Consider the following 11141-nt stretch of genomic DNA (forward strand, 5'->3'; position numbering starts at 1 on the left):
CCCGCATCAGATATCCAGGTTGGATACGTTCAGCGCATTGGACTCGATGAAGTTGCGACGCGGTTCAACTTCGTCGCCCATCAGTGTAGTGAACAGTTGGTCAGCCGAGATCGCATCATCAATCGTCACCTGCAGCATACGGCGGGCATTCGGATCCATGGTGGTCTCCCACAACTGATCCGGGTTCATCTCACCCAGACCCTTGTAGCGCTGGATCGAGTTGCCACGACGTGACTGCTCCAGCAACCAGCGGATGCCGTCACCCAGCTCCGTCAGTACAAAGCGGCGTTCGCCGCGCTGCAGATACGCTGCATCTTCAAGCAGAGACTGCAGCTCGGCACCCAGCGATACGATCGACTGGTAGTCACGTGAGCGGAAGAACTCGGCATCCATGACATAGTCGGTATCGACACCGTGCTGGATGATCTTGATCAACGGCAGGAACAGGCGATGTTCGCGGTCTTCCTTCAGTGAACACTCATAGCGCTCACCGCCGTCGACATAGGTCGCCAGAGCTTCACACAGACGCTCGGACCACTGCTGTACCGCCTCGGCGGATGACAGCTGTTCCAGTGTCAGTTCCGGCAGGTACAGCAGGCGCTTGAGCACTTCCAGCGGATACACACGGCTCAGGCGCTGCGACATGCGCTCAACCTGACGGTAACGGGTAATCAGCGTTTCCAGCGCATGGCCGGAAACCGCCGGCGAATCTTCACCCGGGAACAGGCTGGTGCCATCCAGAGCGCCCTGCAGCAGATGGTTATCCAGTGCCTCGTCGTCTTTCAGATATTGCTCCTGTTTGCCTTTCTTGATCTTGTACAGCGGCGGCTGGGCAATATAGATGTGGCCACGTTCAATCAGGATCGGCATCTGACGGAAGAAGAAGGTCAGCAACAGGGTACGGATGTGCGAGCCATCCACGTCGGCATCGGTCATGATGATGATGCGGTGATAACGCAGTTTGTCCGGGTTGAACTCTTCGCGGCCGATGCCACAACCCAGTGCCGTGATCAGCGTACCGACCTCAACCGAGGTCAGCATTTTGTCGAAACGCGCTTTTTCCACGTTGAGGATCTTGCCCTTGAGCGGCAGGATCGCCTGGGTACGGCGGTCTCGACCCTGCTTGGCAGACCCACCCGCGGAGTCACCCTCCACCAGGTACAGTTCAGACAGTGCCGGATCCTTTTCCTGGCAATCCGCCAACTTACCAGGCAGACCCGCCACATCCAACGCGCCTTTACGACGGGTCATTTCACGCGCCTTGCGGGCCGCTTCACGGGCGCGGGCGGCGTCGATCATTTTCTGTACCACCGCCTTGGCGTCCTGCGGGTTCTCCAGCAGATATTCATTGAGCTGCAGGCCCATCAGCTGCTCGACCGCGGTTTTCACCTCGGAGGAAACCAGTTTGTCCTTGGTCTGCGAGGAGAACTTGGGATCGGGTACCTTCACCGAGATGATCGCGGTCAGGCCTTCACGGCTGTCGTCACCACTGGTGTTGACCTTGCCGGTCTTGTTCAGCTGCTCGGACTCGATGTAGTTGTTCAGACAGCGGGTCAGGGCGGTGCGGAAACCGGACAGGTGGGTACCGCCGTCACGCTGCGGAATGTTGTTGGCAAAGCAGTGCAGGCTTTCCTGGAAACTGTCGTTCCACTGCATCGCCACTTCCACGCCCACACCGTTTTCATGCATGGTGTTGAAGTGGAAAATCTTGTTAACCGGTGACTTGTTCTGGTTCAGGTATTCAACGAACGCACCCAGGCCGCCTTCATACTCGAACACCTCTTCGCGGCCGCTACGTTCATCCTTCAACCGGATGCGCACGCCAGAGTTGAGGAACGACAGTTCGCGCAGACGCTTGGCCAGGATATCGTACTGGAAGCAGATGTTGGTGAAGGTGTCTTCGGACGGCTTGAAGCGCACGATGGTGCCAGTGAACTCGGTTTCACCCACCACCGCCAACGGTGCTTCGGGGATACCGTGATGGTAGATCTGTTCATGGACCTGACCGGCACGACGGATGGTCAGCGTGAGATCCGACGACAACGCATTAACCACGGACACACCTACGCCATGCAGGCCGCCGGACACCTTGTAGGTGTTGTCGTCAAATTTGCCGCCTGCATGCAGTACGGTCATGATGACCTCGGCAGCAGACACGCCTTCCTCTTCGTGGATATCGGTCGGAATGCCACGGCCGTTATCCGATACCGTCACGCTCTCGTCCGGGTGAATGATGACACCGATCTCCGAGCAGTGACCGGCCAGCGCCTCGTCGATGCCATTATCGACCAGTTCGAACACCATATGATGCAGACCGCTGCCATCATCAGTATCCCCAATGTACATGCCCGGTCGCTTTCTGACGGCATCAAGTCCCTTCAGGACCTTGATACTGGACGAGTCGTAATTCTGGTTTTCACCACTCATGTTTGATCTCCTGGTGCACCCTCGTGCATTAACGTACCGGATTCCACCCTGAACAGTGCAACATCAGTCTCTGGCTGCCAGACCCGACTCAACAGGCCGGGATCCACGCAGGTGATAAAGCACTGATTGGCACTCGCCTCCAAAAACTCACAAAACTGCCTGCAGTGGCGCTCATCGAGCTCCGACGGCAGGTCATCAATCAGATAAATACAGGCGCGCTTGCTGAGGCGATGAAACAAGGCACCCTGGGCCAGCCTGAACGCACTGACCACCAGTTTTTTCTGACCACGGGAAAGACGATCGGCGGCATTCAGTGTGCCGACCTTAAATCTGATGTCCGCACGCTGAGGCCCCAGACCGGTGAACCCCTGACGCAGGTCGCGCTCGAAACTTTCGGCCAGTAGTGCCTCCAGTCCCTTGCTGCGATCCCACCCCGGACTGAACAGCAACCGTACTTCGACACCTTGCAGCAGTGCTGCCAACGTGGCTTCGAAATCGGGTAACAAGCGGTCAATATAGGCTTGCCGCTGAACCGTCATCAGCTCGGCATAATGGATCAGCTCGGCATCCCAGACTTTGCGCATCCGAGGGTCGATTTTACCACATTTCAGCAATGAATTTCGCTGCTTGAGCGCACGTTTGAACCCGCGCCAGTGCTGGATGAAGGCGGGATCGGCATGAAATGCGCCCCAATCGAGAAACTGGCGACGCACGCCTGGGCTGCCATCGAGCAGATCGAAGGTATCACTGTTGATAACCTGTAGCGGCAGCAGTTCGGCCAGCTCGGTTGGACCCAACGTCTGACCGGCATAACGCGCCCGCACATCACCATCGAGCGTGCGTTCCACCCCCAGCGGCTTGTTCGCGCCATGACCCAAAGGGTCGGCCTGAGCAAATACCAGTGCAGACGTTTGACCTTCCTGCAGCAGATGACGGAACTGGCTGCCACGGAAGGAGCGGGTGAGACCAAGGAAATGGATCGCCTCCAGCACGCTGGTTTTGCCGCTGCCGTTATCACCATGCAAGATGTTGATACGACTCAACGGTGCCAGACTGACTGCAGACAGGTTGCGGATGTGCTGGATCTTGAGCTGCTTGAGCGGCATCGGAGGGGTACAGACAAGCGGGCACCCGACAGGGTGCCCGGAGTGAATCACATGCGCATCGGCATGACGACATACAGTGCTTCAGGCTCGTCATAGCCCTGGATCAGCGCACTGCTGTTGGAATCCAGCAGGGTGAAACGCACCACGTCAGAGTTGAGGATCGACAGCACGTCGAGCAGGTAGTTGACGTTGAAACCGATTTCCAGATGACCGCCCTGGTAATCAACCGATACGGTTTCTTCCGCTTCTTCCTGCTCCGGGTTGTTCGCCATGACCTGGAGTACGCCGTCGTTCAAGGTCAGGCGCACGCCACGGTATTTCTCGTTGGACAGAATGGCGATACGGCTGAACACCTGACGCAGCTCCTGTCGGTCGCCCAGCAGCTCCTTGTCACCATTGCGCGGAATAACGCGCTGATAGTCCGGGAACTTGCCATCTACCAACTTGGAGGTAAATGTGAAATCACCGACATTGGCACGGATATGGTTGGCACCAATCACCAGTTTGACGCTTTCGTCGCCGCCCTGCAGCAGGCGCGCCAGTTCCAGAATACCCTTGCGCGGCACAATGATCTGCTGCTGCGAACCGGCATCGGTCTGCACGGCGCTGACCGACGTCGCCAGGCGGTGGCCATCGGTGGCCACGCTGCGCAACTCGCCATCCTTGACCTCCAACAGCATGCCGTTGAGGTAGTAACGGACATCCTGCTGCGCCATGGAAAAGCCGGTCTGTTCGATCAGACGACGCAGTGATGACTGCGGCAGTTCCAGCTCAAACGTTTCCGGGCTGTCTTCGACATTGGGAAACTCGTGCGCGGGCAGGGTGGACAGGCTGAAACGGCTGCGTCCAGATTTGATCATCATCTTCTGACCGGACAGTTCCAGCTCAATGCGGGCATCGTCAGCCAGGGATTTGCAGATATCCATCAGCTTGCGCGCCGGCACGGTGACCGAACCGGCGTCAGCAGGCTCTTCCAGCTGCACGCGGCCGATCAGTTCGACTTCAAGGTCGGTCCCGGTCAGGGACAGCTGATCTCCCTCTGCCACCAGCAGAATATTGGAGAGCACCGGCAGCGTCTGACGGCGTTCCACAACACCTGCGACCAGCTGCAGTGGTTTGATGAGCGCTTCGCGGGATATAACAAGTCTCATGATTCTGGCTACCCTGTCAGGATCCTTTACTACGCCGTCAGGTGACGCAGCAGGTTTTTGTAATCTTCAGCAATATCGGTATCGGTTTCACGCAATGACTTGATCTTGCGGCAGGCATGCAACACCGTCGTATGATCTCGACCACCAAACGCATTACCGATCTCGGGCAAACTGTGGTTGGTCAGCTCTTTCGCCAGGCTCATGGCCATCTGGCGCGGTCGCGCCACTGAACGGCTACGGCGCTTGGAGAGCAAATCCGCCACTTTAATCTTGTAATAATCAGCCACCACTCGCTGAATGTTATCAATACTAACCTGTTTGTCCTGCAACGCCAGCAGGTCCTTCAGGGATTCCTTGATAAAAGGTGTATTGATCACATTGCCAGTGAAGTGGGCATTGGCAATCACGCGCTTCAGCGCGCCTTCCAGTTCACGCACGTTAGAGCGTATTTTCTGCGCCAGGAAGAAGGCGGCATCATCTGGCAGGTTGACCTGTGCTTCCTGTGCCTTCTTCATCAGGATCGCTACCCGGGTTTCCAGTTCAGGCGGCTCGATCGCTACCGTCAGGCCCCAGCCAAAGCGGGACTTGAGACGTTCTTCGACACCGTGAATCTCTTTCGGGTAACGGTCGCTGGTCAGGATCATCTGCTGACCGCCTTCAAGCAGCGCATTGAAGGTATGGAAAAATTCCTCCTGCGAACGCTCCTTGCCGGCAAAGAACTGGATATCGTCAATCAGCAGCGCATCCACGGATCGGTAGTACCGCTTGAAATCGTTGATCGCGTTCAGCTGCAATGCCTTGACCATGTCAGCAACAAACCGTTCCGAGTGCAAATAGACGATACGCGCATTCGGATTGCGCTTGAGCATTTCGGTACCGACTGCGTGCATCAAGTGGGTTTTACCCAGACCAACACCGCCATATATAAACAGTGGGTTGTAAGATCCGCCCGGATTGTCTGCCACCTGTTGCGCGGCAGCAAGTGCAAGCTGGTTGGACTTGCCCTGAACAAAGGAATCGAAGGTAAACATCGGGTTCAGGTTGGACTGGTGACGCACGCCGCCTTCAACATCCACGCGGCGTCCACCCATGGTCGGCATTCTGCTGGCATGTTCAGGCTGGTCGAATTGATCAAAGATACCCATCTGCGGCGTGGGTTCCGATACCGGTACCGCATCAGCACCGTGGTCCACTCGATCCGGCTCTGCCGCTGCCGGCCGGAACGCAGCCGCAGAGTCAGTGACCGGGCTCTGCAACACGGGAGCAGCCTGAGCCGGTGCGCGGGCCGGAGCCACACGTTCAGGCATCGCCTGCTGCTGCGCACGCATCCGCGCCGGAGCCGTACGTGTACGCGGCACCGATGAAGGCTGGCCAGATACATCCAGGCGCACCTCGATACTCATGTCACCCGTGGTTTCCGATACGGCTTGCTGAATGCGCGCCAGAAACTTGTCGGCAACCCAATCCTTTACGAAACGATTGGGTGCCAGCAGCAATAGCTCGCTGCCGGCCGCATCCTGCGCCCGCAGAGGTCTGATCCAGGTGTTGAATTGCTGGGAGGGAAACTCCTGCTGCAATGCCCGCAGGCACTGCTCCCAAAGATCAACTGACATCCATCTACTCCCGACCGCTCAGGCTTCAGAGTCCAAGGGTGATCACATATATAGAAGAAGCGCTATTCTAACCCCTACAACAACGGTTATCCACAGTAAAACGTCATTTTGTGTAAAAATATGAATAACTAATTTTCACTGCGAAGTTAGTCACATTCCATTCTTGAATAGCGTACAAATACTTTGCAAAAACAGTTTAAATACACCTTTTATTCAGACTTAATAACAGATTAATTTATTGTTTTAATTGATATTTTCAACCTTAACCACACAATAATTTATTTATTTATCCGCCTACGGGTATGCACCTGCATTTCCCCATAAAGCATCCACATATCTGGTCCCAACCGTTGCATTCCATGATGGCCGCTGCGGTTATTGCAAAAAGTGTTTGCAAGATAACCAGTAATTACCTAAAATTTCGCGTCTTGATTTTCCCCGTGGATATCAGCCACCTCACGTACATCAGTGTAAGTAAGTAGGACTGAGGCAATGAAAAGAACATTTCAACCCAGCGTTCTCAAACGCAAGCGTAACCATGGTTTCCGTGCTCGCATGGCAACCAAAAGCGGCCGTCAGATTTTGAACCGTCGTCGTGCCAAAGGTCGTAAGAGTCTGTCTGCTTAATTCAGACACTACATAAGGTCGAATGACTGAATGAGCGACTTCCGATATCCCCGTCAGTTGCGAATGTTGACTGGCGGGGATTTCAAACGCGTTTTCGACCGAGCGGTCGTAAAAGTACCAGAAAAGCATCTGCTGATTCTGGCCCGCCCCAACGATCTCGGCCATGCCCGGATCGGTTTTGTCATGTCCAAAAAAAATGTCCGTCGAGCGGTACAACGTAACCGCATACGACGCGTCATACGCGAATCCTTTCGCCTGCATCAGCATCAACTCCCGGCTCTCGACATGATTATTCTGGCCCGCAAGGGACTGGATGAGCTTGATAATCCGGATTTGCATGCCATGATCATCCGTTGCTGGTCACGTGCCGGTAAAAAAGCCCGAAAGCTCACATAACAAACTGATGGTTACACCACCATGGATGTACAGCGAGTCATACTGATCGCCGCTCTGGCACTGGTTTCCTACCTGATGGTGCTGCAGTGGAATGACGATTACGGTCCTGCCCAGCAGCCACAACAGCAAGCGGCTACCGTTTCCGCCTATGCCGATACCACTCCGGCCCAGAACGTATCTGAATTGCCACAGGCAACCGATGCCAGCGCCAGTGCCGATATTCCGGTTACTGCCGGCAGTCCGGCCACCGCGCCTGCGATGCAGTCACTGATCAGCGTCCGTACCGACGTACTGGATGTCCTGATCGATCCCCACGGTGGTGACATCATTCAGGTTGCCCTGCAGGAACATCTGTCCGCGCTCGCCAGCGACCAGCCCTTCATCCTGCTGGAACAGAATGCCAACCGCACTTATGTTGCCCAGAGTGGACTGATCGGCCGTGACGGTCCTGATGCCAGTCCCGACGGACGCCCGGTATACACCTCGGCCAATACTGAATACGTCATGGACGGTGATGCCCTGAGCGTTGATCTGAACCTGACCACCGAGACCGGTGTACAGGTCACCAAGCGCTTCAGCTTTACCCGCGGTGAATACAAGGTCGGCGTCGAAACCATCGTCAACAATATGTCTGCCGCACCGTTCAATGCTGTGCTGTTCGGTCAGATCAAGCGTGATGGTTCAACCGACCCGTCCCAGCAGACCTCCATGGGCATGCAGTCCTATCTGGGTGCCGTATTCTCGACGGCACAGAACAATTACCAGAAGGTCGACTTCGGCGACATGGATGAAGAACGCTTCGTCGCCAGCAGCCCGGATGGCTGGGTTGCGATGGTGCAGCATTACTTCCTCAGTGCCTGGATTCCAGCCCCCGGTGCCGAATACAAGTACGAGTCACGCAAGCTGAACGGTCAGTATCTGGTTGGTTTCATTTCGCCGGAGTTCAGTGTGGCACCGGGCCAGAGCGAAACCGTCAGCGCAACCTTCTACGCCGGCCCCAAGGATGTTGACCAGCTGGAAAAGATCGCTCCGGATCTGAACCTGACCATAGACTATGGCTGGCTGTGGTGGATTGCTTCGCCGCTGTACATGCTGCTGAAATGGATCCACTCCATTGTTGGTAACTGGGGTCTGGCGATCATCGGTATCACCATTCTGGTCAAGGCGGCGCTGTTCCACCTGAACGCCAAAGCATTCCGCTCCATGGCCAAGATGCGCAAATTCGGTCCGGAAATGGCCCGTCTCAAGGAACTCTATGGCGATGATCGTCAGAAGATGTCCCAGGAGATGATGAAGCTGTACCAGAAGGAAAAGATCAATCCGCTGGGGGGCTGTCTGCCGATTCTGGTACAGATGCCGGTGTTCATCGCGCTGTACTGGGTACTGATGGAGTCGGTGGAGCTGCGTCATGCACCGTTCTACGGCTACATTCAGGATCTCTCGCAGATGGACCCGTACTTCATCCTGCCGATCCTGATGGGTGTGACCATGTTCATCCAGCAGTCACTGAACCCGACTCCGCCTGATCCCATGCAGGCCAAGATGATGAAGATGCTGCCGATCCTGTTCACCTTCTTCTTCCTCTGGTTCCCGGCCGGTCTGGTACTGTACTGGTTGGTCAACAACATCCTGTCGATTGCCCAGCAGTGGTTCATCAACAAGCAGATTGAAGCCGGTGAAGTGAAAGACTAACACCCGCTTGCACAGTAGAATAAAAGGCTCCTTCGGGAGCCTTTTTGCGTTTTCAGTTCAGGAGAATCCCATGCTCAGCACCAGTCAGGACACCATCGCCGCACAAGCTACGCCGCCCGGGCGCGGTGGCGTCGGCATCATCCGTCTTTCAGGTCCCGACGCACTGAACATCGCCAAACAATTGCTGGGCTTCACTCCCAAACCGCGGCATGCCCACTACGCACCTTTCCTGGGAGCTGCTGGCGAACAGCTGGATCAGGGAATTGCGCTCTACTTCCCCAATCCGCACTCCTTTACCGGGGAAGACGTAGTTGAATTCCAGGGTCACGGCGGACCCGTCATTATCGATATGCTGCTGCACCGGGCCATCGCCCTCGGCGCACGTTTGGCCCGTCCGGGAGAGTTTTCTGAACGCGCCTTTCTCAACGACAAGCTGGATCTGGCCCAGGCCGAGGCCATTGCCGACCTGATCGACAGTTCCTCGGAGCAGGCCGCCCGCTGCGCCTTGCGCTCATTACAGGGCGCGTTTTCGGAACGGGTGCATGCGCTGGTGGAAGCACTGATCCAGTTACGTATCTACGTTGAAGCCGCGATCGATTTCCCGGAAGAGGAGATCGACTTTCTTGCCGACGGCAAGGTACAGGCCGATCTGGAACAGATCCTGACCCACCTGCAACAGGTACGCCAGGAAGCACGCCAGGGTAGCCTGATGCGCGAAGGCATGAACGTGGTTATTGCCGGACGTCCCAACGCTGGCAAGTCCAGTCTGCTCAATGCACTGGCCGGCCGCGAGACCGCCATTGTCACCGATATCGAAGGCACCACCCGCGATGTCCTGCGCGAACATATCCACATTGACGGCATGCCTCTGCACATTATCGATACCGCCGGACTGCGTGATGCACCGGATGCCGTCGAGCGGATCGGTATTGACCGCGCCTGGGATGAAATTCGCAAGGCAGACCGCATTCTGATGATGGTGGACAGCACCCGTTCCGCCACCACCGATCCGGCTCAGCTATGGCCGGAACTGGCTGATCACCTGGATGATTTCAGCCATGTCACCCTGATCCGCAACAAGGCCGATTTGACCGGCGAAAGCATCGGTCTGGAACAGCAAGGTGAATACACCTTGATCCGATTGAGCGCCAAAGGCGGTAGTGGTGTAGACCTGCTGCGCCAACACTTGAAGGAGGTCATGGGGTTCAGCAGCACCACCGAAGGTGGCTTCATGGCCCGTCGCCGTCATATTGATGCCCTTGAACGTGCCCGCGAACTGCTGGAAACCGGTTCCGAACAGTTACTGCTGCACGGAGCCGGTGAGCTGCTCGCCGAAGACCTGCGTCAAGCTCAGCAGGTGCTGGGGGAGATCACCGGTCAGTTCAGTTCCGACGATCTTCTGGGCCGCATCTTCAGCTCCTTCTGCATCGGCAAGTAATCCCTCAACACGCATCTCCTGCCAGCGGCTGTCTTTGCAACAGCCGCTCATCCAACGCCTTCCCCGCGGCAGAAAATCCCATCATCTCCCTTTGATACACGGCATATCCGTATGCGGCTATCTTCTGAACAAGCCTAAGCGTTATCCACAGGGAATATTGAAAAATATTTCATAAATAGTTACCCACACGAAAGCTGGCTCTTCATTCCTGACTGCTCAATCTCTCACCAATGGCCAACCGCAACGGTATATCAGGTCGCAAACAGGTCGCAAAAAAAAGACCATGCACATACTTACCCACATACGGATCAATCATAACTATTTGTTTTGTAATAACTTTACAGCTTAACCTTGTTATTAAAAATAACTTACCCCCAAAGTAATCAAGAACTCCTCATCCATGTTATACATAACACCCACAGCTTTATGCACATGGAGAGCCACAGATTTTCGGGACAGTTTTTCAACCTGAATTTATTACCAACAAGTTACTCAGAAGTAATGCAAAGGGTTATACCTGCGAATAGTTATCCACTGAACCCTGGTGGCATGATGTGTTTCTAACCGGTCCTTACCTGTGAGTTAACAGGGGATGAAATACCCCTGTGCATAACAGCCCCTTTTACACACAGGGTACACCCACCCTCGGCTCAGCCTATACGGTAAGGCTATACAGGGTTTGATGATGTCT

8 protein-coding genes are annotated in these 11141 nt (G+C 55.5%); 4 read left to right on the forward strand and 4 right to left on the reverse strand.

Annotated elements, in window-relative coordinates; all coding sequences use genetic code 11:
* Positions 1-6: 6 nt before the first annotated feature.
* Genes gyrB through dnaA form a run of 4 tightly spaced genes read right to left on the reverse strand, consistent with a single transcriptional unit; the run spans position 7 to position 6297 of the window.
* A complete protein-coding gene (gene gyrB / locus CLV44_RS09110; protein ID WP_106591810.1) occupies positions 7-2427 on the reverse strand; it encodes a DNA topoisomerase (ATP-hydrolyzing) subunit B in 2421 nt (806 codons plus the stop codon).
* Complete coding sequence (recF, locus tag CLV44_RS09115) at positions 2424-3533, reverse strand: DNA replication/repair protein RecF (protein ID WP_106591811.1); 1110 nt, start codon at positions 3531-3533, stop codon at positions 2424-2426. The genes gyrB and recF overlap by 4 nt, the downstream gene beginning before the upstream one ends.
* Positions 3534-3580: 47 nt before the next feature.
* Positions 3581-4684 carry a DNA polymerase III subunit beta gene (dnaN, locus tag CLV44_RS09120; RefSeq protein WP_106591812.1) on the reverse strand — a complete coding sequence of 368 codons (1104 nt, stop codon included), beginning with the start codon at positions 4682-4684 and terminating at the stop codon, positions 3581-3583.
* 29 nt (positions 4685-4713) lie between these two features.
* The gene (dnaA, locus tag CLV44_RS09125) at positions 4714-6297 is read right to left on the reverse strand and encodes a chromosomal replication initiator protein DnaA (protein ID WP_106591813.1); all 1584 of its coding nucleotides are present in this window, start codon (positions 6295-6297) and stop codon (positions 4714-4716) included.
* Positions 6298-6789: 492 nt separating this feature from the next.
* Between dnaA and rpmH the strand changes: the two genes are divergently transcribed.
* The 4 genes from rpmH to mnmE all read left to right on the forward strand — a co-directional run bounded on the left by rpmH (position 6790) and on the right by mnmE (position 10450).
* Positions 6790-6924 (forward strand): 50S ribosomal protein L34, encoded by a 135-nt coding sequence (gene rpmH / locus CLV44_RS09130; RefSeq protein ID WP_106591814.1) that lies wholly within the window; start codon positions 6790-6792, stop codon positions 6922-6924.
* Between the two features lie 30 nt (positions 6925-6954).
* Positions 6955-7320, forward strand: a complete 366-nt coding sequence (gene rnpA / locus CLV44_RS09135) for a ribonuclease P protein component (protein WP_106591815.1) — start codon at positions 6955-6957, stop codon at positions 7318-7320.
* A gap of 21 nt (positions 7321-7341) precedes the next feature.
* A complete protein-coding gene (gene yidC, locus CLV44_RS09140) occupies positions 7342-9012 on the forward strand; it encodes a membrane protein insertase YidC (protein WP_106591816.1) in 1671 nt (556 codons plus the stop codon).
* A 70-nt stretch (positions 9013-9082) separates the two neighbouring features.
* Positions 9083-10450: a tRNA uridine-5-carboxymethylaminomethyl(34) synthesis GTPase MnmE gene (gene mnmE / locus CLV44_RS09145; RefSeq protein WP_106591817.1), complete on the forward strand. Its 1368-nt coding sequence runs from the start codon at positions 9083-9085 to the stop codon at positions 10448-10450.
* Positions 10451-11141: the final 691 nt, after the last annotated feature.

The organism is Marinobacterium halophilum (assembly GCF_003014615.1).
Classification (GTDB): Bacteria; Pseudomonadota; Gammaproteobacteria; order Pseudomonadales; family Balneatricaceae; genus Marinobacterium; species Marinobacterium halophilum.